Annotated in this window: 24 protein-coding genes; 9 read left to right on the top strand and 15 right to left on the bottom strand. The window is 60.8% G+C overall.

Features of this window, described 5'->3' with window-relative positions; all coding sequences use genetic code 11:
* Window positions 1-2 precede the first annotated feature (2 nt).
* From fabZ to SynA1825c_RS03905, 5 genes are all read right to left on the bottom strand, one after another.
* Window positions 3-410: a 3-hydroxyacyl-ACP dehydratase FabZ gene (gene fabZ / locus SynA1825c_RS03925; protein ID WP_186471006.1), complete on the bottom strand. Its 408-nt coding sequence runs from the start codon at window positions 408-410 to the stop codon at window positions 3-5.
* Window positions 411-493: 83 nt separating this feature from the next.
* Window positions 494-1348, bottom strand: coding sequence for a UDP-3-O-acyl-N-acetylglucosamine deacetylase (lpxC, locus tag SynA1825c_RS03920; RefSeq protein WP_186470368.1), 855 nt, complete (start codon window positions 1346-1348; stop codon window positions 494-496).
* Window positions 1348-3624, bottom strand: coding sequence for a BamA/TamA family outer membrane protein (locus tag SynA1825c_RS03915; protein WP_186470367.1), 2277 nt, complete (start codon window positions 3622-3624; stop codon window positions 1348-1350). The genes lpxC and SynA1825c_RS03915 overlap by 1 nt, the downstream gene beginning before the upstream one ends.
* A 46-nt stretch (window positions 3625-3670) precedes the next feature.
* Window positions 3671-4423 carry a phosphoribosylaminoimidazolesuccinocarboxamide synthase gene (purC, locus tag SynA1825c_RS03910; protein WP_186470366.1) on the bottom strand — a complete coding sequence of 251 codons (753 nt, stop codon included), beginning with the start codon at window positions 4421-4423 and terminating at the stop codon, window positions 3671-3673.
* Window positions 4420-5412 (bottom strand): hypothetical protein, encoded by a 993-nt coding sequence (locus SynA1825c_RS03905; protein WP_186470365.1) that lies wholly within the window; start codon window positions 5410-5412, stop codon window positions 4420-4422. Before SynA1825c_RS03905 ends, purC begins: the two co-directional genes overlap by 4 nt.
* A gap of 114 nt (window positions 5413-5526) precedes the next feature.
* Here SynA1825c_RS03905 and purD point away from each other — a divergent pair, with 114 nt between their 5' ends.
* On the top strand, window positions 5527-6843 hold the full coding sequence (gene purD, locus SynA1825c_RS03900) for a phosphoribosylamine--glycine ligase (RefSeq protein ID WP_186470364.1): 1317 nt from the start codon (window positions 5527-5529) through the stop codon (window positions 6841-6843).
* A 24-nt stretch (window positions 6844-6867) separates the two neighbouring features.
* On the top strand, window positions 6868-8967 hold the full coding sequence (locus SynA1825c_RS03895) for a HAMP domain-containing sensor histidine kinase (protein WP_186470363.1): 2100 nt from the start codon (window positions 6868-6870) through the stop codon (window positions 8965-8967).
* Window positions 8968-8990: 23 nt separating this feature from the next.
* On the opposite strand, the gene kaiC is transcribed toward SynA1825c_RS03895, so the two are convergent.
* The 3 genes from kaiC to SynA1825c_RS03880 form a co-directional block, all read right to left on the bottom strand.
* Window positions 8991-10526 carry a circadian clock protein KaiC gene (kaiC, locus tag SynA1825c_RS03890; protein ID WP_186470362.1) on the bottom strand — a complete coding sequence of 512 codons (1536 nt, stop codon included), beginning with the start codon at window positions 10524-10526 and terminating at the stop codon, window positions 8991-8993.
* Between the two features lie 66 nt (window positions 10527-10592).
* Window positions 10593-10952, bottom strand: coding sequence for a circadian clock protein KaiB (kaiB, locus tag SynA1825c_RS03885; RefSeq protein WP_186470361.1), 360 nt, complete (start codon window positions 10950-10952; stop codon window positions 10593-10595).
* Window positions 10949-11839, bottom strand: coding sequence for a circadian clock protein KaiA (locus tag SynA1825c_RS03880; RefSeq protein WP_186470360.1), 891 nt, complete (start codon window positions 11837-11839; stop codon window positions 10949-10951). Before SynA1825c_RS03880 ends, kaiB begins: the two co-directional genes overlap by 4 nt.
* A 128-nt stretch (window positions 11840-11967) precedes the next feature.
* On the opposite strand from SynA1825c_RS03880, the gene rplU reads away from it, so the two are divergent.
* Window positions 11968-12342, top strand: coding sequence for a 50S ribosomal protein L21 (gene rplU, locus SynA1825c_RS03875; protein ID WP_186470359.1), 375 nt, complete (start codon window positions 11968-11970; stop codon window positions 12340-12342).
* A 48-nt stretch (window positions 12343-12390) separates the two neighbouring features.
* The gene (gene rpmA, locus SynA1825c_RS03870) at window positions 12391-12657 is read left to right on the top strand and encodes a 50S ribosomal protein L27 (RefSeq protein ID WP_186470358.1); all 267 of its coding nucleotides are present in this window, start codon (window positions 12391-12393) and stop codon (window positions 12655-12657) included.
* A gap of 34 nt (window positions 12658-12691) precedes the next feature.
* Here rpmA and SynA1825c_RS03865 read toward each other — a convergent pair whose 3' ends face one another.
* Together SynA1825c_RS03865 and SynA1825c_RS03860 are read right to left on the bottom strand one after the other, a co-directional pair.
* Window positions 12692-13153 (bottom strand): DUF2127 domain-containing protein, encoded by a 462-nt coding sequence (locus tag SynA1825c_RS03865; RefSeq protein WP_186470357.1) that lies wholly within the window; start codon window positions 13151-13153, stop codon window positions 12692-12694.
* A gap of 7 nt (window positions 13154-13160) precedes the next feature.
* A complete protein-coding gene (locus SynA1825c_RS03860) occupies window positions 13161-13925 on the bottom strand; it encodes a bifunctional 2-polyprenyl-6-hydroxyphenol methylase/3-demethylubiquinol 3-O-methyltransferase UbiG (RefSeq protein ID WP_186470356.1) in 765 nt (254 codons plus the stop codon).
* 93 nt (window positions 13926-14018) lie between these two features.
* Between SynA1825c_RS03860 and truB the strand changes: the two genes are divergently transcribed.
* The 3 genes from truB (at window position 14019) to SynA1825c_RS03845 (ending at window position 16133) form a co-directional block, all read left to right on the top strand.
* Window positions 14019-14915 (top strand): tRNA pseudouridine(55) synthase TruB, encoded by an 897-nt coding sequence (truB, locus tag SynA1825c_RS03855; protein ID WP_186470355.1) that lies wholly within the window; start codon window positions 14019-14021, stop codon window positions 14913-14915.
* A gap of 50 nt (window positions 14916-14965) precedes the next feature.
* Window positions 14966-15712: a YebC/PmpR family DNA-binding transcriptional regulator gene (locus tag SynA1825c_RS03850; protein WP_186470354.1), complete on the top strand. Its 747-nt coding sequence runs from the start codon at window positions 14966-14968 to the stop codon at window positions 15710-15712.
* A 142-nt stretch (window positions 15713-15854) separates the two neighbouring features.
* On the top strand, window positions 15855-16133 hold the full coding sequence (locus SynA1825c_RS03845; RefSeq protein ID WP_186470353.1) for a hypothetical protein: 279 nt from the start codon (window positions 15855-15857) through the stop codon (window positions 16131-16133).
* Window positions 16134-16250: 117 nt separating this feature from the next.
* Here the strand turns inward: SynA1825c_RS03845 and SynA1825c_RS03840 are convergent, their stop codons facing one another.
* On the bottom strand, window positions 16251-16445 hold the full coding sequence (locus SynA1825c_RS03840) for a hypothetical protein (RefSeq protein WP_186470352.1): 195 nt from the start codon (window positions 16443-16445) through the stop codon (window positions 16251-16253).
* A 486-nt stretch (window positions 16446-16931) separates the two neighbouring features.
* Here SynA1825c_RS03840 and SynA1825c_RS03835 point away from each other — a divergent pair, with 486 nt between their 5' ends.
* The gene (locus SynA1825c_RS03835) at window positions 16932-17213 is read left to right on the top strand and encodes a hypothetical protein (protein ID WP_255478446.1); all 282 of its coding nucleotides are present in this window, start codon (window positions 16932-16934) and stop codon (window positions 17211-17213) included.
* Window positions 17214-17382: 169 nt separating this feature from the next.
* Here the strand turns inward: SynA1825c_RS03835 and SynA1825c_RS03830 are convergent, their stop codons facing one another.
* The gene (locus SynA1825c_RS03830; protein ID WP_186470351.1) at window positions 17383-18390 is read right to left on the bottom strand and encodes a calcium-binding protein; all 1008 of its coding nucleotides are present in this window, start codon (window positions 18388-18390) and stop codon (window positions 17383-17385) included.
* A 99-nt stretch (window positions 18391-18489) separates the two neighbouring features.
* On the opposite strand from SynA1825c_RS03830, the gene SynA1825c_RS03825 reads away from it, so the two are divergent.
* A complete protein-coding gene (locus tag SynA1825c_RS03825) occupies window positions 18490-18690 on the top strand; it encodes a hypothetical protein (protein ID WP_186470350.1) in 201 nt (66 codons plus the stop codon).
* Window positions 18691-18795: 105 nt separating this feature from the next.
* Here SynA1825c_RS03825 and SynA1825c_RS13745 read toward each other — a convergent pair whose 3' ends face one another.
* From SynA1825c_RS13745 to SynA1825c_RS03810, 3 genes are all read right to left on the bottom strand, one after another.
* Window positions 18796-19224 carry a DUF1651 domain-containing protein gene (locus tag SynA1825c_RS13745; protein WP_370593778.1) on the bottom strand — a complete coding sequence of 143 codons (429 nt, stop codon included), beginning with the start codon at window positions 19222-19224 and terminating at the stop codon, window positions 18796-18798.
* 791 nt (window positions 19225-20015) lie between these two features.
* Window positions 20016-23729 (bottom strand): hydantoinase B/oxoprolinase family protein, encoded by a 3714-nt coding sequence (locus SynA1825c_RS03815; RefSeq protein WP_186470349.1) that lies wholly within the window; start codon window positions 23727-23729, stop codon window positions 20016-20018.
* On the bottom strand, window positions 23726-24511 hold the full coding sequence (locus SynA1825c_RS03810) for a glucosamine-6-phosphate deaminase (protein ID WP_370593777.1): 786 nt from the start codon (window positions 24509-24511) through the stop codon (window positions 23726-23728). The genes SynA1825c_RS03815 and SynA1825c_RS03810 overlap by 4 nt, the downstream gene beginning before the upstream one ends.
* Window positions 24512-24527 lie beyond the last annotated feature (16 nt).

Here is a 24527-nt window from a genome sequence, read left to right as displayed (position 1 = left end):
GCTCAGTCCACCAACGAGAACATGAGATCGCCGGAGCACACCAGCTGGCCGTCCACTGTCGCCACAGCCTTCACTTTGCCGAAACGCTGACGCTTGAGGCTGATCAGTTCACAGGTGATGCGCAGCTGGTCACCAGGCACCACCGGACGGCGGAAGCGCACGCCATCGATACCGGCGAACACGAACAACCCCTTGGGCAGATCGGGCATCTGGGTGACGATCAATCCACCCACCTGGGCCATCGCTTCAACGATCAGAACGCCAGGCATCAACGGTCGCCCAGGGAAATGCCCCTGAAACTGCGGCTCGTTCAAGGTGACGTTCTTGAGCGCCACCGCCTTTGCGCCGGGGACATGCTCGATCACACGATCCACCAGAGCGAAGGGATAGCGATGCGGCAGCAACCCCATGATTTGCTCGGCATTGAGCAGGGTCTCGGGGACTATCGCGGCGGCAGCAGTGGCGGCAGTGGTGGAAGGGGAAGTCAAATCAGTCAGAGCTGAACAGCGGAACGATCGGCCAGGGCCGCCGCGAGGTCGGTGTGCAGACCATGGGAGCCGCGGTAGACCAGAACCTGGGCACGCGGGAAACCCACCAGTGCCAGATCACCGATCAGGTCCAGCAGCTTATGGCGCACCGGTTCGTCGGGAAAACGCAGAGGTGGATTCACCCAGTGATCCCCGTCGCAGACCAGAGCATTGTCCAAAGCCCCACCTTGAATCAAGCCTGCGGCCCGCAACTGCTCCACCTGCTCACGGAAGCCGAAGGTGCGGGCGGGCGCGATCTCCGCGACGAAGCGCTCCGGCGTGAGCGCCACGGTCCATTGCTGACGGCCGATCGCAGCTTGCGGAAAATCGATCATCCCCACCAGCGTGAACTGCTCCGCTGGCGTCGCCGTGATCACACTGTTGCCACGGTGGAGAGTCACCGGCCCCTCTAGCACGGGGCGAGAGGCGGCGGGTGTACCGGCAGGCGTGATCCCCACCTCAGCGATCGCCTTAACCCAGCCCTGCGCTGAACCATCTAGCAGCGGCACTTCACCGCCATCCACCTCCAGATGCACATGGGTCAGGCCGCAGCCAGCCAAAGCCGCCAGCAGGTGTTCCACTGTGGACAGACGCCGATCCCCCAGTTCCAGCGTGGTGCAGAGCTGACTGTCGCGCACTTGAGAGGGCTGCAGCCGCACCGGTGGCTCGGAGTCACCTGACCAGCTCACCCAGACGCCAGCATCCGGCCAGGGATGCAACAGCACAGCCACCTCATGGCCGCTGTGGAGACCGATCCCGCTGCGACGGGCTGAACCGGCCAAGGTCCAGGCACCGTCGTAATCACTGGGCCAGCAGACCATCAGAACTTCCAGCCGACGCCCAGGTTGAAGCGATACTCTTCGGTGAAATTCTGGCTGGCCACCTCCAGACGCAGAGGACCCACCGGCGTGGTGATGATCACACCCACACCTGGGGACACACCGGAACCGGGCTTGTCGAGCAGTTCGCCAGGCTTGCCGGGAACATTGCCCTGAGACCCGAAGTCGGTGCCGGCGTCGATGAACACCTCGCCCGCAAAGATGCTGATCAATGGGAAGCGATATTCGATCGTGGCTTCGCCAAAGCTGCGACCCACAGCCAGGTCGCAATCAAACCATCCACGTACGGAGTTGGAACCACCCAGACAGAAAGCCTCGTACGGGGGCAGCTGACCAATCACGGTGCCGGCCTTGAATTGAAAGGCCAATGCTTGCGGACAGTTCTCGGGCTCACCCTCCTTCGGTCGGCAACCCTTGAACAGCTTCAGCCACCGCACCGGAATGAAGTGCGTGTAGGTGCCGCGAACGCGGTTGAACGTGGGTGAGTTCTCACCCACGGAGACGTACTGCTCCGTGCTCACACTGAAGAAGTTGCCCGACGTTGGATTGCGGGCATCGTTCAAATTGTTGTAAGAGGCGGCCAGACGCAGGCTTGCCAGATTGTTCTCGTTGGCGCAGTTGAACGCAACGCAAATGATCTCGTCGTCGGGGATCTTGCCGTCGCGGAAGCGGTCGTTGGGGATGCCGTAAGGGCGTGTATCCCCACTGAAGTTGATCGGGCGGACGTTTTGGAGGTTGAGACCGGCCAGCACGGACCAGGGCACCCGCTTAAAAGGATCGCCACCGTTCAACGGTCTGGCGAAGATCACATTGCCGCCAACCCGCTGCAAGGCCACGGAATCGCCTTCGTAATCAAACCAGCTGACGTTGGGAAATTTCTCACTGGCCTCCGCGACATTGTCGAATTTGCGACCTGCCGGGTTCTTGTCGGAGTTGATCGAATAGGCGTTTCTGGAACCATTGTCCTCGTAAGCATCCAGCGTGCGGATATCGCCCTCGTCCTGGCTCTGGAACACCTGCGGCACTTCGCGGCTAAGGAACAGCGAAGTCCGGAAGGAGGTGCGATGCGAATCGCCTTTGATCCAGGGATCCGAGAAGGTCAGGTTGGCCAGGCCACCGAACTGGCCGTAGGTGATGTTGAGGGCCAGATTCCAGGCGCGACCAAACAGGTTGCTGTCCGACAGCTGAACCTGGCCGAACACACCCTGGCTTTGGCTATAGCCGAGACCACCGGAGAGCGAGCCCGTGGACTGTTCCACGATGCCCAGCACAATGGTGACCTCGCCCGGCTCACCCGTCACTGGCTTCAGGGTCACCTTGACGTCGCTGAACAGAGACGTGGCGTAGAGGCGGCGGATGTCACCCTCGAGCTGCGTTCGGTTGAACGGCTCGCCCGGTTTCAGGGAAATCTCGCGGGAGACCACCCAAGGCCTGGTTTTGCCCTTCAGCGGCTCGCCTTTCTCGTTGGTGTTATCACCCTCCTTGTTGACGAATTGGACCTCCACACCGGCCACGGTGCCGATCAACACCTTGAGCTCCACCACACCATCCGGGCTCACCCGGGTCGGTCCACTCACCCGAGCCAGGGAATAGCCCTGATCGGCATACCACTTCTGCAGCTCCTTCATGCGCAGCTGCAGCTCTCTGAGATTGAGCGTGCGGCCGTAGTCCGAACTGAAGGTGTCCTCAATCACCTGCGGCTCGATGTAGTTGTCCTCCGGCGCGAGCACCACCTCGCTGAGCACCGGATTGGGCATCACCTGCACCACCAGCTGCACACCCAACGGACCATTGACTGGCTCGATGCGCACATCAGAGAACCAACCGGTGGCGTAGATCGCATCAAGGTCGAGCTTCAGCTCATCTCGGGTGACGCGGCTGCCGGGACGCACGGCCATGGCGTCATAGGCGGCCAGTTCGAGACGCTCCTGCTCAGGGTGGCCATCAATGCCCTCAATGATCACCTCCGTGATCAACACCCGCGGTTGCTCCGGCGTCACCGGGATCGGTTCGGCCAGCGGACCGGAAGCGGGAGCCGGCACCACTTCAATGGGCTCCGCAGCACCCGGCTCTTCACTCAACCCATTGGTCTGAGCATCCACCTGCACGTCTTCGAGCTGGGCCTGATCACGTTCCGATTCGGAGCCCTCGCTTTGGGCCTGCGTCGGCAGACCCGCAACCAGTGGCAAGGACAGCACCAGCCCCAATGCGCCGTGCCGAACGGCATTCCGAGTTCGGCGGGAGGAAAAAGCGGCCATGGGGGAGGGCGAAACTTGGCCTTAAAGGCCACAAACGTCGCAGAAACTAGCCCCAGATGCGGGGTTTGGGGCACGCCCCTTGTACCCGTTTGCAGACCTCCCCGTAGGCCTCGATCACGCCGCCGAGGTCTTGACGGAAGCGATCCTTATCCAGAATCCGCTCATTCTCATCGGCACTACGCAGATCCCAGAGGCGGCAGGTGTCGGGGCTGATCTCGTCAGCCACCAACAGATCACCGGTGGCATTCACCCCGAGCTCCAGCTTGAAATCGACCAGCTGCAAGTCGACGGATCGAAAGAAGGGAATCAGCACAGCGTTCACCCGTCTGGCCAACACCTCGATCCGATCCCGCATCTCTACCGACACCACGCCTAGCAATGCCAGACGGGCATCGGTCAGGAGCGGATCGCCCAGGCCATCGTCTTTGTAATAGAGATCCAGCAGGGCGGGATCGAGAGATGTTCCTTGAGGAATCGGCGTTTCCCGGCACAAGGACCCCGTGGCGGTGTTGCGAAGCACGACCTCCACAGGGATGACAGCTACCTGCTGCACCGCCATCCAGGTGTCGTTCACCAGCCCCTGATAGTGCGTGGGGATGTTCTGCGCCTCCAGCAGCTCAAAGAGACAGGCGGAGATCTGACAGTTCAAACGTCCCTTGTCGTCGAGTTGAGCCTTCTTTTGGGCATTGAAGGCCGTGGCGTCATTCTTGAATTCCACCAGCACCTGTTGATCGCTGTCGCTCGCATAGATGCGCTTGGCCTTGCCTTCGTAGAGGAGATCACCGTGGGGGATGGTCATGGCTGGTCGTCAACACCGGACGCACCGGCTTCAGGATTCGGCGATTCTCCCAGCGCGGCATGCCCCCCGGGCTCGCGGGGAGAGCGCAGCTGCTGCTCGAGCTGCTGGCGCTGCTCTGGGGTTAGCAGTGGATCCTCCTCCTCGAGCTCGAGCAGGGTGAACTGGTCATCCACACGCGTTGCCAGGCGACGCAGTCGCTCCCTCGGCCGCTCACCACTGCCACCGTTGGCCAACTCCAGTCTTAGTTGCAGACGCAGCAGCTCCTCCGCCAGGCTCCAGGCCTGATCGGCAGCCGCCTGATCCAGCGCCGTCTCCAATAGTGGTGCGCTGCGGTCCGGCTCCAATTCCGCCAGCAATTCCGCGACGATCGCGAGTCGACGCGCTGCCACCTTGCCAGGCGTGCGACCAGCCAACAGCGTCTGCACCGCATCCAGCGTCTGCCCAGACGCAACCTGCGCCTGCGCCAGCACATCCAGGCCAGAACGCACAAGGGGTTGGCCCTGCGCATCCAGACCCACCACCAGCTGCTCCCCCTCCAGACGTCCGGGCTGTCCGTCAGCCAATCGCAGCAGCGCCAGGATGGCGCGCTCCTGATCCAGCGCTGCACTCGCGGCATGCCAGGAGAGCAGCAGCCATTCGCGCCGCTGGCGCGCCGTGCCAGGTCCGTAGCGACTCAGCACCCGCTGGGCACCAGCAGGGTCCTTGCAAGTCATCAGAGCCCTGGCGTTTGCCATCACCACAGAGAAAGGCTGGGGAGCCGGCGCCACCTGCAGGAGCCGATCCCGCAGCTGTTGCAGCCGATCATTGGCGCCGAAGCCAGCTGACTCCACGCAGGCCTCCTGCAGTTCTGACAGGTCACCCTCCAGCAGCAACGCATCAAAGGTCTCCTGAGCCATTGGTAGCGAGGCGGGAGCAGGAGCGGATCCCAGCGGGGTCACCACAGGGGCCGCCGCCAGCAGCAATGACAAGGGCAGGGGGAGCAATCCCATGGGCTGGCAGGCGCTCAACAAAGATGGACGAGTCTCCGCATCGTCGACAGCCAGTGCTGAAAGCGAGGGAGCGACGCTCAAACCTAAGGGTCTTCGCCCGTCACGCCTGCTCCCATGGCCCATTCAAGTTCCCGTCCCCAAGCCCTGCCTCCCCTGCGACATCTGCTGGTGGTGGGCGGCGGCGGCCGCGAACAGGCCTTGGCGTGGGCCCTGCGCCGCTGCCCAGGAGTGGAGGCGGTCTGGGTGACTCCCGGCAATGGCGGCACTGCTGCGCTGGGTGACTGCGGGCAGTTGAGCATTGGTGAATGCGACTCCGACGGTTTAATTGCCGCCTGCCGCGAGCAAGCGATTGATCTGGTAGTGATCGGACCTGAAGCGCCCCTCGCGGCTGGGGTAGCCGATCATCTGCGCGCAGCCGGCCTGACAGTCTTCGGGCCCTCAGCCGATGGCGCGCAGCTGGAAGCAAGCAAAGCCTGGGCGAAGGCCTTGATGGCAGAAGCGGGCATCCCTACCGCAGGCCACTGGGCAGTGGCCGATGCCGACGCAGGCTTGGCGGTGCTTGATCGCATCCAACGGCCGCTGGTGGTGAAGGCCGACGGCCTGGCCGCCGGCAAAGGCGTGACCGTGGCAGACAGCATCGAGGAATCCGCAACCGCCATCCGTGAGGCCTTTGCAGGCCGTTTCGGTGCCGCCGGTGAGCGGGTGGTGCTGGAGGAGCGGTTACAGGGTCCGGAAGTGTCGGTGTTCGCCCTCTGCGATGGGGAGCGGATGGTGCTGCTGCCTCCCGCCCAGGACCACAAGCGATTGCTAGAAGGGGACCGCGGCCCCAACACCGGTGGGATGGGTGCTTATGCCCCCGCCCCACTGCTCGACCCTGCCGGACTGGAAGAGGTCCGTGCACTGGTGCTGGATCCCACGCTGAAGGCTTTGCAAGCCAAGGGGATTCAGTACAGAGGTGTGATTTACGCCGGTCTGATGCTCACGGCAGACGGCCCCCAGGTGATCGAATTCAACTGCCGCTTCGGCGACCCCGAGTGCCAGACCCTGATGCCGCTGCTCGGCCCTGAACTGGCTCAGGTCCTGCAGGCCTGCGCCTTGGGTTGTCTCGACCTAGCTCCCAGCCTGTCGATCACCCAGGCCTGCAGTGCCTGCATCGTGGCCGCTGCTGAGGGCTACCCGGATGCACCACGCAAGGGCGATCCCATTCAGCTGCAGAGCGATGCTGATGCCAGTAGGCAGCTGTTCCATGCCGGCACGCGCCTCCAGGAGAACGGCGCGCTGGTGACAGCAGGGGGTCGAGTGCTGACCCAGGTGGCCCAGGCCGAGAACTTCGACCAGGCGTTTGCCCGTGCCTACGCGGGCCTGGAACTGGTGCAATTTGATGGCATGCAATTTCGCCGGGATATCGGGCATCAGGTCCGCCGGGCCTAGGCTTTACCCATGCACGCGGGCAGCATGACCAGCGATCCTGAATCGGCTCTAAACAACGCTCCGGCGGATTGGGCTGCTTCAATTTCAGGGTCGAATCCGACCGATGACAGCAGCCTGTGGCAAAGGACGTTGTCGTGGTGGGCTGAGTTCAGTCTTCAGACCAAGCTGCTGGCCGTTGCCACCCTGGTGGTGAGCCTGATGATGACAGGCATCACCTTCTTCGCACTCAACGGCATCCAGCGCGATACAGCGATGAACGACACCCGCTATGCGCGGGATCTCGGTCTATTGCTGGCGGGCAACGTGACGGAGCTGGTGGCGGAGGGTCGCGATCGCGAGCTAGCCAACGTCACCGAAACGTTCTGGCGCTCCAGCCGCAGCCTCCGCTACATCTTTTTCGCCGACCCCGACGGCATCGTCTACCTGGGCATTCCCATCAGCGGTAGCGACGCCGGCAGCAGCGCTGACATGCGCCTGAACCGCCGCCTCGAACTGCCGGATGAGTTGCGCAGCCGCCCCCAAAACCCCCTTGTGCGTCAGCACATCACACCTCAGGGCCAGGTCACGGATGTGTTCGTGCCCCTGGTGGACAACAAGAACTATCTCGGCGTTCTGGCTCTAGGGGTCAATCCAAACGAGACCGCACTAGCCAGCGCCGCCCTCACCCGTGAAGTGACGGTGGCTGTGTTCATCTCCATCTGGGTTCTGGTGATCCTGGGGGCCGTCTTCAACGCGCTCACCATCACCCGTCCTGTGAAAGAACTATTGCGCGGTGTGCGTTCGATTGGTGATGGAGATTTCCGGGCCCGCATCGGCCTGCCAATGGGAGGAGAGCTGGGCGAATTGCTGGAGGGATTCAATGCAATGGCCTCCCAGCTGCAGGCCTACGACGCAGCCAACATCGAAGAACTGCAAGCCGCGCAGGTGAAGCAGTCATCACTGATCGCCACCATGGCTGATGGCGCCCTGCTGCTCGATGGGGACGGCCGCATCGTGCTGGCCAATCCCACGGCGCGGCGTCTGTTCCGCTGGGAGGGGCGCAACCTCGAGGGACAGGAGTTCCTCAGCGAACTGCCTGAACTGCTGGCGGTCGAGCTCTACGAACCGCTCGGAGCCGTGTTCGAGAACCAGACCGACACCAACGAATTGCGCAGCAGCGTCGGGGATCCGCCGCGAACGCTGCGCTTCGTGTTGCAGGCCGTACGCGAACCCAGCAGTGACGTCCTCAAGGGCATTGCCGTGACCATTCAGGATCTCACCCGTGAGGTGGAGCTCAACGCAGCTCAAAGCCGTTTCATCAGCAACGTCTCCCACGAGTTGCGCACGCCACTGTTCAACATCAAGAGTTACGTGGAGACACTCCACGACATGGGCGACCAGCTCAGCGAAGACGACCGCAAGGAGTTTCTGGGGGTCGCCAATTCCGAAACCGACCGGCTCACGCGACTCGTCAACGATGTGCTCGACCTGTCGCGCCTGGAATCCAACCGGTCGGTCGAATTCGCACCGATCGATCTGCGCCCCGGCCTGGAACAGACTCTGCGCAGTTACAAACTGAACGCCAACGACAAGGAGGTGGAACTAAGCCTGGAAGCCGATCCCGACCTGCCTGAAGTGCTCGGCAACTGGGATCTGCTTCTACAGGTGCTCGACAACCTCGTCGGCAATGCCTTGAAGTTCAGCCGCAGTGGTGGACGCTTGGTCATCCGGGCTTACACCTGGCCCGACAGCTGTCTGATGATGTCACCAGCCACCAACAGCGTGGGGGAAGACGGACCGACCTGCACGCTGAGTTCACCGCTGCCGAAAATCCGCATCGAGGTGTGCGACACGGGATACGGCATCAGCGAAGCCAACCAACAGCGCATCTTCGAGCGCTTCTATCGTGTTGAAAATGCTGTGCACACCGAGGTAGGAACTGGCCTGGGCCTGTCGATCGTGCGTGGCATCCTCGAAAAGCACGGCACCCAGATCAGCATGGTGAGCGAACTGGATGTCGGCACCACCTTCTGGTTCGATCTACCCCTCACCCTTGAAGATCCAGATGAACTGAAGTGGCGAGCTGAACGCCAGAGCCCCGAGGAGCGCCGACCGCTGAGCGCCTCCAGGAACTTCACGGACTGATTCGACCATGGACGAATCAGGCGTCAGTCAGTCGCAACGCCGCGGGCGATGCGCGACAGCTCGCTGCGTTCATCGGTGGTGACCCGGTGGGGAACACCGGAGATGATCCGCTCGAAGTTGGAGAAGGAGTCCTTGATCTGTGGACCATTGCCTGTGATCACGAATTCGCGGATGCCTTTGTCATGCCAGGAGCCACGCATCTTGAACACGTTCACGGCACGGGCCATTTCACCGCGAATCTCCACATATTGGAGCAGCAGGATGGTGTCGGTAATTGTGGAGATGTGGGAGTCGGTAATGGAGTGCGATCCCATGAACTCCTCGGAGGTGTTCGTAAAGAAGCCTGCGATTTCCTCCTGCTTGGCGTAACCCGTGACGCCGATCACGAACTGACGGAAGGCGTTATGACTCACACCCCGCGCGAGGGCAGAGAGGGAGTCGATCGCCATCCGCGACGGCTTGAACTGACTGATCTCGGTCTTGATGATCTGCAGGTGGTCTTCCAATCCAGTGGATTCCGGATAGGCACAAATGATCTTGAGCAAGCCATCCTGCTCCAGCTGCTCGAAGTCAATGCCCCAGCTGGTGGCGTTACGCAGCAGTTGCGCCCTGGATTCCTCATAGGCGAACAAGATCGCGCGTTCCTTGTTACGGCAGGCGTCCTCGATGAATTTGGACACCAGCAACGTCTTGCCGGTGCCCGTTGCACCGGTGGCCAGGATGATCGAGTCTTTGAAGAATCCACCGCCACACATCTCATCGAGACGAGGCACACCGGAGCTCACCCGCACATTCGACGAACGCTGCGTAAGACGCATCGCTCCCAGCGGGAAGATGCTGATGCCATGGGCGCCCATGGTGAAGGGGAACTCCCCTTTCATGTGTGTGGTGCCGCGCAGCTTGAGAATTTCCACCGTCCGACGGCGACGTTCTCCTTCGAGAACGTTGCGCAGAATCACCACGTTGTCGGAGACGAACTCCTCTACGCCGTAACGCGCGATCGGACCGTATTCATCGATCCGTTCGGTGGTCATCACCGTGGTGACGCCGATCTCCTTGAGACGAGCAATCAGGCGGAAGATCTCTCGGCGTACCACGAAGACGGCGTCGTACTGCTGGAAGACCGCCGTGATCGAATCGATTGCTACCCGTTTTGCCTTGTATTTGCGGATGGCGTAGTTAATCCGCTCAATTAGCCCGGAGAGGTCAAAGCTGCCGGCCACATCCTGGCCATCCGGATCGGGGGATGCATCCAAAATAAAGAGCTTGTCCTGCTCAACCATCTCCTGCAGGTTCCAGCCGAAGCTGGCGGCATTGCGCAGGATGTCGAGCGGTGACTCCTCAAATGTGACGAAGATGCCCGGTTCGTCGAAGTGAGCGATGCCGTTGTGCAGGAAGTGGAGCGAAAAAACCGTTTTACCTGTACCAGACGTGCCGCTGATCAGGGTGCTGCGACCGATTGGCAGGCCTCCTTGGCAGACATCATCAAAGCCCTCAATCCCTGTTGGGAGCTTCTGAACCTGCATCTGTGGGGAACCACTGGAGCTGGAAATCTGCATAGCGGCAACCTTATGGAGCCAAGCTAAAGAGAAAAGATGTGCTGATCTTCGGGTGCACCGTCGGGCTTAAGAATCTGACTCGACTGTGTCGACACCCTCAAGAGACTCCATCAGAGAAGACGTGAGGCTGTTGTCGGTGAGCTCGTCGTAGAGCAGATCAAGACCGATCAACACCCGTTCCCGATCCGAGAGATCGCCGATGATGCGCCGCACTGGAGGCGGCAAAATCTTGGACAGGGTAGGCGTTGCCAGAATCTTGTCCTCTTCCGCCAGCTGGGGATTTTTAAGCACGTCGATCACCTTCAGGGCGTAGACCCCCTTGAACTCCGTTTCGAGGATGTTGCGCAGGGTTTTGAGCGCCCGCATGGAGTTGGGCGTGTTCCCTGCGACATAGAGCTTCAGGATGTAGGTCTTGCGTGGGCTCATGGGGACACCTCCGGTTCGTTGAGAATGCGACGTTCCCCGGCAGAGGGCATCAAGGGGACCTCAGCAGGAATCGAACGTCGGTACATCTCGCAGAGATGAGCCATGACATCGAGCAACGCGAGGCGATAGTCCTGAAGGAAATCGTTCTTATGTCCTTCAAGTCTGAGTTGCTTCCAGAACTCGTCAATCAGATTCATATGGATCTCCACAGCGCGGGTGATGGGCAGGTCACCGAAAAAGGCCGTGTTCACGAAGCTTTCCAAGGCCTGGTTGGCAGCAGCTGGATCCCGGAAGTAGCTGATGAGCAGATCGCGATAGGTGCGCTGCAATGACTGCACCAGATCGCGCTGTTCATCCAGTGGAAGATTGGCGAGAAACCGTGACGGATCGCGCTTGTAAAAAACGCCGAGGTAACCGAGCCGTTCTTGAAGGCGGCTGGACATCCTCCAGGCGCTGCCATCAATCGAGGGCCTGGCATTTTGCTCAGCGCCATCCTCTGGCATCACCTCTTTCTGGCCTTGACGCAGAAAGCGTGAGATGGCGGCATCCACGTTGTAACCCAGCTGCTCAAGCTGATCTCCAGGGAGATGCACTTCCTCCGGGTGGTAATCCACCCGCCCCATCAAGTCGCCCACAACAACGGCTGGAAACAGCAGACCCTCTTGGCCGAGGGATTCACGGGTTGTGCCATCCAGCAAGGACTGCTCAATGACCACCGCATCCACCGCCTCGCGCTGATGCGACAGCAGCTCCAACACCTGCTGACCCGACTCCACCTCCCCCAGATCCACCGGGGCGTAACGATTCACCGGCAACCACTGACAACACACATCAACCAGTGCTCGAGTGCGCAACAGCAAAGCGATCGTGAGTGCCGGACGGGCCATCCACCGCGACTGGGTCCTGAGGTGAATCTTGACGAAAGGCAGAGCGAAGAACGAAGATCTTTGTTTGTCTTTCGATTGCGGCTCAGGCCGAATCGGCTTGTCCGAGCCTGACCGCGTCTTTTCGTTTCATGGCCGAAACCAGTACCACCACCTCCGCAGCCCCTGAGACGGGCAGCTACGCCATCGTTGAAGCCTCTGGCCAACAGTTCTGGCTGCAACCCAACCGTTATTACGATCTCGACCGCCTCCAGGCCGATGTCGACGCCACGGTGACGCTCGACAATGTTTTGCTCGTGAAGGACGCTAAGGGCACCACACTGGGCAAGCCCTATGTGAAAAACGCCAGTGTCGAACTGAAGGTGATGGCCCACCGCCGCGGTCCCAAGGTGATTGTCTACAAGATGCGCCCCAAGAAGAAGACCCGTCGCAAGAATGGTCATCGTCAAGAACTGACCCGCGTCATGGTTCAGTCCATCTCTGTCGGCGGCAAGGCCATCAGCTGATCAACCCGGTTTCAGCTCGCTACCTACCTCTCCACTCCGTTCCTACTCATGGCTCATAAGAAAGGCACAGGCTCAACACGCAACGGTCGCGATTCCAATTCCAAGCGCCTGGGCGTCAAGGCCTACGGCGGGGAGACCGTCACCGCCGGTTCCATCCTGATCCGTCAGCGCGGCACCGCCGTGCTCCCCGGCATCAACGTCGGACAAGGCAAAGACGACACTCTGTTTGCCCTCACCGATGGCGTGGTCAAGTTCGAGACCATTCGCCGTGGACTACGCAACCGCAAGCGCATCAACATCACAGCATCGATCTGATGCGTTGCCTGATCAGCCCCATGGTGCGTTGGGGTTAATCGCCACGCATCGAACGCAGGGCCTGACGTGTGGTGACCACCAAGCCAAGAACAGTGAGCCCCAGAACGACCAGCGTTCTGGGGCTTTGTTCATGCAGGGCGTGCATGATTTCCAGGGGGAGAGCCAAGGCCAAAATCCCCACCAACAACCACACCCCCCACCGGCGGCCGATCCAGGTGGCCCAGGCCGCCACAATGATCAATACCGCATAGAAACCCGACACCATCGCCAGTCGCATCAGGCGGGTTGGCCCCAGCACAGTTCCCCTCTGCGCCATCGCGGAGAGGAGCTGGCGGTCGGCCTTCCCCCAACTGGCGGCAAAATCTGAAAGCTGCGCGTAGTGCACATCGCCGAACAAGGCCGCCAAGCTGATTAACAACAGCACGACCGCCAGAAGCACTTTCTTGATCACAATCAAGCGGATCAGCCAGCGTCCTTGGCCAGCGGATTGGGTCATCGAGTCTTCAAAGGCCACTCTCGAGTGGTCGGTAGACCCGGGTTGTGATCAACAGAGGATGGAACACCTCGAGGAATTGACGCTGAAGGGTGAGGAAGAAGCTGTCCACCAGCTGCGGGTCATCGAAATGAAACGGGTACTCGCCGTCGTGGCCCTTGAAGAAAAACCAGTTCAGCAAGGCTCGGCCGTCCGGTGTCAGACGCCGGTGAAACTCCATTAGTTGCTCCGAAGGCTCGGGAAGATGCTCCAACACATCAAGGCACACCACGGTGTCGAATGACTGATCGGGAACGCTGGCAAGATCGCGGTGCACCGACACGCGATCGGACAGACCGAGACGCGCAGCACGATCCTGCACAAACGCCCGGTTCTGCGGATTGAGATCCACGAACCACACATGACGCACACTCTCCAGACCGGCTGCTGCTAGCGCATGGGTGCCAATGCCACCGCCGAAGTCGAGCACATCCCCACGGGCGAACTGCTGCTGCAGTCGCAGGGTGTCGGCGATGTAATCCGCACTGCTGAGGTGCCAGGCCGCTAGCTCAAACAGGTGAGCGGTGCCGACCGTGTCTTCATAGAAATCTGCCGCCCGGTCTGGGTCAAAGGCACCCGGATGCATCGCAGCAAGATCCTCTTTGCTTTGCGGAAGGCGCTCTGCAACCTCCTCAGCGGTCAGACCCAGGTAGGAGGCCAGATGCTCCTTCACCGCAAATCCGCTGGCCAAAAACTCCTGGACGCCCACAGGAGCTGAAGCATGAACAGGCGGCATGGGGCATCAGAGGCGGTTTGGCAAACCTACGCGCGAGCCGGAAACGACCGAGGGCCGGGTGCCACAGTCAGAAGTCCAAACCCCCTTTGCACGTTGACAGCGCCCATCGGCTTCACAGTGATCGACAAGCCGGCGGGCCTCACCTCCCATGCCTGTGTGGCTCGCATCCGCAGGGTGCTGGGGACCCGCCGCGTCGGCCATGGCGGCACCCTCGATCCTGCCGTGACCGGCGTGCTGCCCATCGCTGTGGGCCAGGCCACTCGGCTGCTGCCCTATCTGCCTGGCGACAAGACCTACCGCGGCGTGATCCAGCTCGGGGTGACCACCGGCACCGATGACCTGCAGGGAGCGGTGCTGAGCCGCAAGCCGCCGCCGGAGCTGAACCGCATCAGCCTGGAGCAGGCTCTGTCGGTGTTCCGCGGCAGCATCAGTCAACGTCCTCCCCAGGTCTCCGCCGTGCACGTTGATGGAGAACGGGCCCACGCCCGGGCCCGACGCGGTGAAGTGATGGACTTACCGGCCCGCACGGTGACCCTGCATCGGCTGGAACTGCTGAACTGGGACCCGGCGCAGGCTCAACTGGAGGTGGAGGTCCACTGCACAGCGGGCACTTACATCCGATCGCTGGCAAGGGACCTGGGCGAAGCGCTCGGCTGCGGTGGAGCCCTCGCCGAGCTGCGGCGCATCGAGGCCCTGGGTTTCCGCGCTGATCAGGCCGTCCCCCTTCCTGAAGCACCCGAGCAGGTGGGGGCTGGAAGCTTGACACTGCTGCGCCCGGAACTGGCGCTGCCGCATCTCCCGCAACGAATGCTGACTGCCAGCGAGCAGGAGGACTGGAGCTGTGGGCGCAGGCTCGGACCTGACCCCCATGGAACGCCACCAGCCGATGCAGTCGTTGTGATCAGCGAAGGGGGGCGGATGCTCGGACTTGGACTGCTGGACGGCGAGGGTGGGCTGAAACCCAAGGTGGTGTTCGAAGCGCGGGGCTGAAGCCAGAAGCCTGGGTAGGTTTCAGGCAAAGACAGACATCGAAGCCGCCGATGGCAGGCCACAGCAAATGGTCCCAAATCAAGCGAACCAAAGCTGTGGTCGATGCCAAGCGAGGGGCTGTGTTCACCCGTATCGGTCGCGAAATCACGGTGGCCGCACGCCAGGGCAGTGATCCGGAGGGCAACTTTCAGCTGCGCACCGCCATTGCCAAGGCCAAAGCCGCCGGCGTGCCGGCGGGGAACATCGAACGCGCCATCGCCAAGGGATCCGGACAGGGCGGCGACGGCGTGCACCTGGAAGCGATGCGCTACGAGGGCTACGGCCCTGGTGGCATGGCGGTACTGGTGGAAGTCCTGAGCGACAACCGCAACCGAACGGCGGCGGAACTGCGTCTGGCCTTCAGCAAGCACGGCGGCAACCTGGGCGAGACCGGTTGCGTCAGCTACCTCTTCCAGCATCGAAGCGAAGTTCGGATCAAAGCCAACGACCTGGATGAGGACACTCTGCTGGACGCGCTGATGGAACTGGATGCCGACGGCTATGAGCTCACCCAGGCTGACCAGGCGATAGTGCACGGTCCCTACGAAGCACTCGAAGCCCTGCAGATCGGCCTGCGGACATGGGGCTTTGACGTCGAAGAGTGGGAACACTGCTGGCATCCCCTGACCCAGGTCACACCCAGTGATCAGCCCACAGCGCAGGAAAGCCTCAAATTGCTGCAGGCCCTAGAAGATCTCGATGACGTGAGCTGCGTCAGCTCCAATCTCGAGCTGACTTCAGACCTGGAGATTGACTGACACCGCTGGCTTTTGCCCTTGCATGGCTTCAATCAGTTGAAGCAGTGGAGCTGATCACGAGACCTGAATTTCAATCGACGCTGCCAACGCAGGCCGCGCGATCGCTGCCTGGCTATGGATGAGGCAGTTGATCCGAAAAGAGATGCGTCTGACGGATCGCCAGGGAGCTGTTCTCTACAACCTCGGGGCAATCATCTCCTATGTGTCCTTAGTGATGCTGCTCTTGGATACCTTGCACGTCGCCAAGCATCATGAGGTCGTGAGCTTGACCCGATTTGGGTTTGCGATGAGTTGGCTGATAGGAGCCATCCTCAAAGCTCCCTACAAGTGGGACCGCCTCTGGCTGCGGGTGAGTGCCTTGATTCAGATTCTGATTTTTTCGGCGGTGAGCTGCCTTTACATCGCCGCCGGAGTGAATTAATCACCACGGCCTCTGGAACCATTCGAGAACTTTTGGGTTGCAGCCCGTGATCACCGCAACGAGTTCAGCGCTTCCATCGGGCTTGAATTGCAAATTCCAATGGCGGGGCCTATGCCCTCATGCTGGGTGATGAATGCGTCGTTGATAATCCAAATACTCTCTCACTTGAACATCAGGCATGGCCATCACCTTTTTCATGAGATCTTGCCTGTAGCTGTAAAGCCCTTTGCATCCTTTGAGTGGTTCAACCAGCATCTCAACGAGCTGCGCTTTCGCAGTTGTTCCAGTCATGCATAAATTCGTTTGTCGCATAATGTTCAGCGTGATTTGATCGATGGTTTGTCGGAAGATTCCCGCCTGGCTTTCAGCCCAACGCTGTCAGAACTCCAAAGTGAACGCCCCACGTCGATTGCCAATTCTTTCTGACGCAGTGTTGAAGAGTCAGCCTCATTGATCAGCCCCTGACGTTTCGCTCGTTCGCTTTTTCAGGTAGGCAGGGCTCTTACCCTGCAATCATGATGCGCCAAACACCTTTGAAAATAAACTGACATTAAAAGTGAATCCAATGAGAACTGACTGAGGGAACGATTGTTCAAAATCCAATCCCTCATTCACACCATCTCGCCTCAAGCCTGAATGGTCATCCCTCATTCGAGTGAAACCGAACCCTCTTCTCATCCCCCTTTCGAGGGATCACCTCCCTTCCGAAGCCGCTTACTGATTGCCCTGGCCTCCAGGTCGCGCCAGCCCAGAGAGCCATGACGATGTCGCCAGACTGTGGAGATTGCAGCAAGACCTATGCAGCCAACCTCGGAAGCAACGCGTCAGGCCCTGCTGAAACTGTTAGCACTCGCCGCTGGCCCTGGCTTTTCTGACGCCACTGGGGCTGAGACCGTCAGCAGTGAGATCGATCGCTGCATCGAACGCACCAAAGCCGAAGCCTCCGAAGGCGCTGCTCTGGTTGATGCCTGCGCCCCTCATGGACGAACGATGCTCACACAGGCCCAGAAGCGACTCGCACAACTCGAAGCACTCAAGACGCTGGAGCTTGTTGCCCGTGAAAACTTTGGACCGCTTTGAGATGACTTCATACCCATGAAAAAAGCTCCGCACAAGGCGGAGCAGATCACTCAAAGGGGTCTTCCGGGGGATGGATCAGGAGACCACTCGACCTGCCCTGCTTTTCCTTTTTAGGGTCTTGTATGGCTTTCAGTTCATGGGTTGAACATCAGGCTCCCCGAAAGGCTGCTCACATTCCAGGCTCAGCCCAGAACTCGTTGTTTGTCACGGCTTCTTGAAACATCGCCGTTGCATTCAGATCGCCCGTGTTCTCAGAAACCCAAACACCATTGGCATCAAAGCCGAGGGTTGTGCCGTTCTGAGCCGCAAAAGAGAACAGAATCTCATCTCCGGCCATGGCCACAACATGGCTAGCAGCGCCACTGACATCAAGCACTTCAAAACCAACACCATTCGCGAGAACGGCTTCTTTGATCTCGCCACCAAACTTGATGCGGTCAAACTGATCCTTCATATCAGTGACGTGCTGAAATGCGGTCCGCTGTCCAGCACCATCAAAGCTTTGATTGAGCTTGAAGATGTCGATGCCGTCACCTCCCTTGAGGAGATCTGAGCCATAACCGGCGTCGAGGAAGTCATTGCCCGTGCCTCCAAACAGTCGATCATTGCCAAATCCACCCGTCAGCACATCATCACCGCTGCAGCCGTAAAGGACATCATCACCAAAACCGCCTGCCAGGTTGTCATCATCAGCGATCCCTTGGTCAAAAGCCCGTGAAAAGTCTGTGAAGGAATAAATATCTTCAACGTAGGCCTGTGCAGCACCTGCATACGCATTGTTGCCGTAAATCACATTGTTCCTGGCATCACCGACGATGCGATCATTACCGTAACCAGCGGCTGTGATCGTGGCGCCCACACCGGCATCCACATGAGCGAACTGGCCTGACTGCATCACAGCATCAGCCGTAAAGAGAAGATCATCTGCGTCAGTTCCGAATTGCCACCAATCCTGCAGCAGTTCACTAACCAGCTCGAGATCTTTGATCCCTTCAAGTTTTTTAGGGTCAACAACGTTATTCAGTTTGATCTCTTGCTTGGGGAAAAACTTCTGGAGTTGATTGAAATCGAATTTGGTCATTGTTTTGAGTGGTTGGAGATTTGCTTCGTTGGGGTCTCCCCCGCCGATGCACACACCATCTCCGCAATCACCGGTCCACCCGATGACCTGGGTCATGGGCCCTTGTGATCCTGGTCACAAGGGCCAGAAGTGCTTGCAACAACAAGGGTTGAGCTGCTGCAAAACCGTCTAGAGAGGTGCTGCAGCTTCGGGACCATGCGGAGCGGCAGGCCAAACAGCCTTCAGTCGAACGGTCCGAAGGATCGGCAAGAACAACGCATCCGTTTCAGGCCTGCGCTCTCGCCCGCCAGTGCGGCAATCCATCCGTCACGTCCGCAGCTCAGCCTTTTGCACCGCGAAGGAGCCAACGTCCAGATCGATGGCCCGGACATCCGCCACGGTGATGTCGAGCGCTGACAAAACAACCTCTCCAGCCAGCCGCTGGTCGAAGCACTCACGCTTCAATCAGCAACCCATCACGCAGCCTCGACGGAACGCAACAGCAAGCAGAAACGACACCGGTCAGCGAACAGGCGCCGCACAACGCCGCCAACCCACCTTGAGCATGTGCTGCCAGGCATCGATGGCGCTGGAGCGAAGCATGCGGCGCTGACTTTGAGGCACCGGTGGATGAGGGCGCACCCACCGGAACGTCCTCAATTCCACCCATTGGGTCTGAGGGGCTGCGCCGAGGGGCCTGAACTGCACGATCAGCTCCTGCTCACCATTCACTAACCAGCCTTCACCACCGTGCGGGTGAAGGGAAGCATCGGCGGCGCGGTCAGAACGATCCTGCATGCGCAGCAGCCTGACCGCTGAGGACAACGCACAGGCCCGCAACGCAGCCAATGCGGCCGAAATCAGCACGCAAGGGGTCAGAGGGCCCCTGAGAGCAAAAAGCACCAGCTGAACCGGAGCCAAAACTTGATCCCGATGGACGGGAACACCCACTCCTGCCCATCGCTCAACCCAGCATCAGCGCATTGAGAGCAGCAAAAACGCAGACAAAGGCCACACAAACAGATCAACCATCAGCTCCGGTCGCAGGCAACCAAGGCAGCTTTTTTCATCGTTCAAGCATTAACTTCCCTGAAGCGATTGACCACTTTTTGGCTTTTATCACAGCAAATTCATGAAGCCAGGTAACGAGACGCTGTAGCCTGAATCAAATAGCAATCTTCCGAAACATTGGAGCTGCTGATTCCCTTTAGATTCTTTGGCGCGTTGCTGGTGGGCTCATCCCTACTGCTCATGGCACAGAATCGAAAAGAGCTCTTACTGCTCGGCAGTACGTTTCTGATTGGTCTCGGAGCACTTGAAATCTGCCTAAGGGTTGTCGGCTATTGAGCCACCGAGTAGTTGCCCAAGCAAATTCTGAAGCCTTTGCCTAGTCCACACGCTGATGCAATGAAGCAATCACACCTGGCCTGAAGGGCGTTCATGGCCTGAATGAGCAGTGGTCGAAAGTTCCATCAACGGTCATTGTGAATTGGCTTGGCAGCTGATGAACGTCGCAGAGCAACCGCATCAAGTTTTCACGATCGATTGCCAAGCATTCACCATTTCCCTTCCAGGTCAGGCCTAGTCGTTGCTGGCAGCGAGCCGTGTGGGTTTTGACATCGTCAACAAAGTCAACCTCCCTTAAGCGAATGATTTTCTGTTCACCAGAAAGACAAAAGCCATCGCAGTCGGAGTCCTGGCGTGACTACCACCGGCAGAGTCTGCCCCTGACGAGCTCACCATCAGGCGTCCCGCCGCTCGACCATTGAAGAAGGGGATCCCCATCCACCGCCACCCGGCGTGGCAATCAACAAGCGATCGCCAGGGCTGACAGCAAGCTGCACGCAACCGGCAAGCGATTCGACCGTGCCGTCGGCGCGGGTGAGCTGAGCACTTCCTGGGGCCCCAGGATCACCGCCGGCCAATCCGAACGGTGCCACTGTTCTTGACCCCGACAGCAACGCAGCCGTCATCGGCTGCAAAAAACGAATCTCACGCAGCAAACCATCACCGCCCCTCCAACGCCCGGCGCCACCGCTGCCGCGGCGGAAACCAAACTGTTCAAGTTGCACCGGAAAACGCTGCTCAAGGATTTCAGGGTCGGTGAGCCTGGAGTTGGTCATGTGGGTCTGCACACCGCTGGAGCCGCTGAACCCCTCTCCCGCCCCCCCGCCGCCGGCGATGGTTTCGTAGTACTGGCGTCGACCGTCACCGAAGGTGAGGTTGTTCATCGTTCCCTGAGCGGCAGCCATCACGCCGAAACAGGCAAACAGCAGATTGCAGACCGCTTGAGAGGTCTCCACATTGCCCGCCACCACCGCGGCTGGCGGCCTGGGATTCAGCAGAGACCCCTCAGGAACCAGCAGCGTGAGCGGCAGGAAGCAGCCTGCGTTCAGTGGAATGGGCTCATCCACAAGACAACGCAGGACGTAAAGCACCGCGGCCTTGGTCACCGCCAGAGGGGCATGGAAGTTGTGATACCCCTGGGCGCTGGTGCCACTGAAATCGAGCGTGGCACTTCGTTGCTCCCGATCCATGCGCACGGCGAGCGTCAGGCACGCGCCGTTATCCAGCTCCACCTGGAACGCCCGATCCTGAAAGCCATCGAGCAGCCGACGAACGGTGGCAGCCGCGTGATCCTGAACATGCTGCAGATAGCCGAGCAGACGGGCCTCACCCTCGATCTGCAGCAACTCCTGCAACAGATCCACCCCCAGATGATTGGCGGCCGACTGGGCCTGCAGATCAGCCCACAGCAGCGCAAGATCCCGTGGCGGGATGGCCGCCTCCTGCAGACAGGCGACCCATGACGCATGGCACAGCTCACCCGCGCGGATGAGCCAGTGATTGCGCACCAGCCAACCCTCCTGATCAATGGTCTGGCTGAAAGGAGGCATCGACCCAGGGGTGAGCCCACCCACATCAGCGTGGTGACCACGGCAAGCCACAAAGGCAAAGGGGTGGGGTGCTCCCGGCGCAAACACCGGCGTGATGGCGGTGATGTCGGGAAGATGGGTGCCACCGTGAAAGGGATCGTTGCTGATCACGGTGTCCCCAGCCACCAGAGCCGGACGCTCACCGCGCTGGATCTGCGCCAGAAGATCAGCGACCGCATCCCCCATCGAACCCAGATGCACGGGAATGTGCGGCGCGTTAGCCACCAACGCCCCACGGGCATCAAACAGCGCACAGGAGAAGTCCAGCCGCTCGCGGATATTCACGGAGCGACTGGTCTGGCGCAGGCGCTCGCCCATGCGCTCGGCGATCTGCATGAACCGGTGATGAAAGAGGCTCAGATCCACAGGATCCGGCCGGGCGTCCACCTCACCGGGCGTGATCACCGCGTCGTTACTGCTGGGTGTCCTGCGGGACGGCGTCAGCGGATGGTGTTGCAGCAACACGCTGCCATCGCTCGAACGGCAAGCCGTCCAGGCCGGTTCCAGCACAATGCCAGCGGTGGGATCCAGGATCAGAGCCGGACCTTCCAGGGGCTGATCCAGAGGCAGCTGCCAACGCTGCAGCACCGGCACATCGCACCATCCAGCCTCTCGCCAATGCACGCGCGCACGCCGCAGGGCTGCTGGCGAGGGGGTCCCTCCCTCAGCCTCTGCAGCCAGAACAGAGGCGTCATCCAGCCGGTGCGTCTCCAACACCTCCACCTCCAGGCGCTCGGCCATCAGCGGAGCCGTGCGGGAGGCGACGTAACCGAAGCGCAGCCGATGGGCGCGATCGAACTGGTCCTCCATCCAATGGAGCGATAGAGCTTCTGGGTTGGGCTCCAGGCTGAGCATCAGGCCCTGCTCGGATGATGCATCACGAAGCTCGAGCCGGATTTGATGGTCCAAGGCGCCAGTACTGCCGCTGCCTTCCCGGCGCAGGGCGTCCGTGGCGCTACCCAAATCGGCACGGACCATCGACGGCAACCGCTTCAGCAAGTCAGCGTCCAAAGGTCGGCGGATGGCCCGTTGATGCAGCTGCCGCTGCCGCGCCTGGCCGATGCCATAGGCCGACAGCACACCCGCCAGCGGATGCAGCAGCACCTCTTGCAATCCCAGGGCTTCCGCCAATCGACAGGCCAGCTGACCGGCGGCGCCGCCGTAAGCGATCAAGACGCCTCCGCGGATGTCATGCCCGCGAAACAACGACACCTGACGAATGGCCGCAGCCATGGCATCGACCGCCAGATCGAGAGCGCCTTCCGCCAGTTGTTCCGGGGTCTGACCCAGCTCCGAGGAAAGCCTGTGAAAGCCTGCACGGGTGGCCTCCAGATCCGGGCGCTGATCCCTCGCCGGACCGAACACAGCAGGAAATGCCCCTGCCTGGAGCCGGCCGAGCAGCAGGTGGGCATCGGTGAGGGTAAGCGGACCGCCATTGCGATAGCAGGCCGGTCCTGGATCGGCTCCGGCGGACCGAGGCCCCACCAATAGTCGTCCGGCATCCGGCTCGATGATCGAGCCACCTCCGGCCGCAACGGTGTGAATCGGCAGGCGCGAGGCCGTCAACAGCAACCCGGCGATCTCGGTCTCGGCACTGCGTTCCCAGTCGCGATCTGCCGCACCGGCCGGCAGGCAGAACACATCCGTGCTGGTGCCGCCCATATCAACCCCCACTAGCGCCTTCGCCCCCAGGCCCGCCCGCTGGGCGGCAGCAACCGCGCCGACCATGCCGCCGGCGGGCCCCGACAGGATCGTGTCCTTGGCCAGCAAGGTTCCGGAGGACTGCAGCGCCCCGCTTGAGGTCATCACTTGCAGGCGGGTGCGGTCCCCGAGGGCCCGTTGCACCTGTTTCAGATATGCGGAGAGCACCGGCCGCACCGCGGCCTCCACCAGCGTGGTTTGACCGCGCGGGACCAGACGCGGCATCGGGCTGGCCTGGTGCGAACACACCACCGTCTCAAAACCAAGCGCAAGCACCAGCTCCGCTAGCGACTGTTCATGCACCGGATCACGCCAGGCATGCATCAGCGCAATGGCGCAGCAGCGGATTCCGGCCTGATGGTGACGACTCAATCGCTGGCGCAGCCCGGCTCCGAGCTGCAATGGAGCGATCTCATGGCCCTCCGCATCCAGACGGCCATCCACCTCTTCCACAGCCGTAATCAGGGATGGCGGCTCGGGGATCGCCAAGGCAAACAGATCCTGTCGATGCTGATCACCGATGCGCAGCAGATCCGCCAGCCCCCTGTTGGTGAGAAGTAGCACGGGATCACCGGCCCCCTCCAGCAAGGCGTTGGTGGCCACGGTGGTGCCCAGCCGAAATTCATCAATCAAACCGGGAGCGATGGGCTGGCTAGGACGCAGACCCAGGAGCGCGCGGATCGCCGCAACAGCGGGGTCTCCAAGAACACCTGGTTGGACGGACAGCACCTTGCGCACCACGAGCTGCCCGTCGGGTTTCCGACCCACCAGGTCGGTGAAGGTGCCGCCGCGGTCAATCCAGAACTGCCAACCGCTCAAGAGCTGGGGAGGTGTGCACTGGCAGCATCATCCACCCACAGATGCACGCTGGGATGGCGCTGCAGCCAGCTGGCCGGGACCGCATCCTGGCAGGGCTCCAGCAAGGCCTTGCGCAGAATCTCCGCCTTGGCGGCACCGGTCACGATCAAATGGATTTCGTCGGCCGAGAGGATGTCGTCGAGGCCAAGGGTGATCGCCTGCGAGGGAACGGCGGCGGGATCGCCCCCAAAGGCTCCGGCATTCTGCAGCCGCGTGGCCGGCTGCAACGTCACCACACGGCAAGCCGCATCGGCGGCGGAAGGCGGTTCGTTGAATCCCACATGTCCATTCCCTCCGAGGCCCAGTAACTGCAGCCCAATGCCCCCGGCCTGGCGCAAATCAGCGCGATAACGAAGCGCCTCAATGGCAGGGTCCGCCGCCATGCCATCCGGCAGCCGCAAGTGAGAAGCAGGCAGCTGCAGAGGATCACCAAGCTGCGACTGCATGTAGAAGGCAAAACTTCTCGGATCACTGCTGGGTAACCCCACATATTCATCGAGGTTGAAACTGCTCCAACGACGTCTCAAGTGCGCAAGGCGCTGCTCAGGCCACCGCATCAGACGGTGCACCAACTCCCGATACAAAGGCTCCATGGTGCGCCCGGTCGCCAGTCCCAGTGGTTTGAACGAGTGCTGATTCAGAGCTGCAGCGAGATGCATCTCAAGGTGATCCGTTACTGCCTGCATCAAGGCCACCGGCTCTGGCCGGCGTTGCACCACGAGGCGGGTGGAAAGCAGAGGCACGCAGCGTCAGGAGAGC

Source organism: Synechococcus sp. A18-25c, assembly GCF_014280035.1.
Lineage (GTDB): Bacteria > Cyanobacteriota > Cyanobacteriia > PCC-6307 > Cyanobiaceae > Synechococcus_C.
This window is presented reverse-complemented; position numbering and strand designations above follow the sequence as displayed.

Bases quoted from the DNA above. Each gene is read 5' to 3' on its own strand.
- SynA1825c_RS03880 (WP_186470360.1), bottom strand. From the start codon at position 11,839: ATGGCCCGTCCGGCACTCACGATCGCTTTGCTGTTGCGCACTCGAGCA.
- fabZ (WP_186471006.1), bottom strand. From the start codon at position 410: ATGGGGTTGCTGCCGCATCGCTATCCCTTCGCTCTGGTGGATCGTGTG.
- SynA1825c_RS03850 (WP_186470354.1), top strand. From the start codon at position 14,966: ATGGCAGGCCACAGCAAATGGTCCCAAATCAAGCGAACCAAAGCTGTG.
- rplU (WP_186470359.1), top strand. From the start codon at position 11,968: ATGGCCGAAACCAGTACCACCACCTCCGCAGCCCCTGAGACGGGCAGC.
- SynA1825c_RS03830 (WP_186470351.1), bottom strand. From the start codon at position 18,390: ATGACCCAGGTCATCGGGTGGACCGGTGATTGCGGAGATGGTGTGTGC.
- SynA1825c_RS03865 (WP_186470357.1), bottom strand. From the start codon at position 13,153: ATGACCCAATCCGCTGGCCAAGGACGCTGGCTGATCCGCTTGATTGTG.
- SynA1825c_RS03845 (WP_186470353.1), top strand. From the start codon at position 15,855: ATGCGTCTGACGGATCGCCAGGGAGCTGTTCTCTACAACCTCGGGGCA.
- kaiC (WP_186470362.1), bottom strand. From the start codon at position 10,526: ATGCAGATTTCCAGCTCCAGTGGTTCCCCACAGATGCAGGTTCAGAAG.
- rpmA (WP_186470358.1), top strand. From the start codon at position 12,391: ATGGCTCATAAGAAAGGCACAGGCTCAACACGCAACGGTCGCGATTCC.
- lpxC (WP_186470368.1), bottom strand. From the start codon at position 1,348: ATGGTCTGCTGGCCCAGTGATTACGACGGTGCCTGGACCTTGGCCGGT.
- purD (WP_186470364.1), top strand. From the start codon at position 5,527: ATGGCCCATTCAAGTTCCCGTCCCCAAGCCCTGCCTCCCCTGCGACAT.
- SynA1825c_RS03840 (WP_186470352.1), bottom strand. From the start codon at position 16,445: ATGCGACAAACGAATTTATGCATGACTGGAACAACTGCGAAAGCGCAG.
- SynA1825c_RS03905 (WP_186470365.1), bottom strand. From the start codon at position 5,412: ATGGGATTGCTCCCCCTGCCCTTGTCATTGCTGCTGGCGGCGGCCCCT.
- SynA1825c_RS03915 (WP_186470367.1), bottom strand. From the start codon at position 3,624: ATGGCCGCTTTTTCCTCCCGCCGAACTCGGAATGCCGTTCGGCACGGC.
- SynA1825c_RS03825 (WP_186470350.1), top strand. From the start codon at position 18,490: ATGCGGAGCGGCAGGCCAAACAGCCTTCAGTCGAACGGTCCGAAGGAT.
- SynA1825c_RS03835 (WP_255478446.1), top strand. From the start codon at position 16,932: ATGCAGCCAACCTCGGAAGCAACGCGTCAGGCCCTGCTGAAACTGTTA.
- purC (WP_186470366.1), bottom strand. From the start codon at position 4,423: ATGACCATCCCCCACGGTGATCTCCTCTACGAAGGCAAGGCCAAGCGC.
- kaiB (WP_186470361.1), bottom strand. From the start codon at position 10,952: ATGAGCCCACGCAAGACCTACATCCTGAAGCTCTATGTCGCAGGGAAC.
- SynA1825c_RS03860 (WP_186470356.1), bottom strand. From the start codon at position 13,925: ATGCCGCCTGTTCATGCTTCAGCTCCTGTGGGCGTCCAGGAGTTTTTG.
- SynA1825c_RS03895 (WP_186470363.1), top strand. From the start codon at position 6,868: ATGACCAGCGATCCTGAATCGGCTCTAAACAACGCTCCGGCGGATTGG.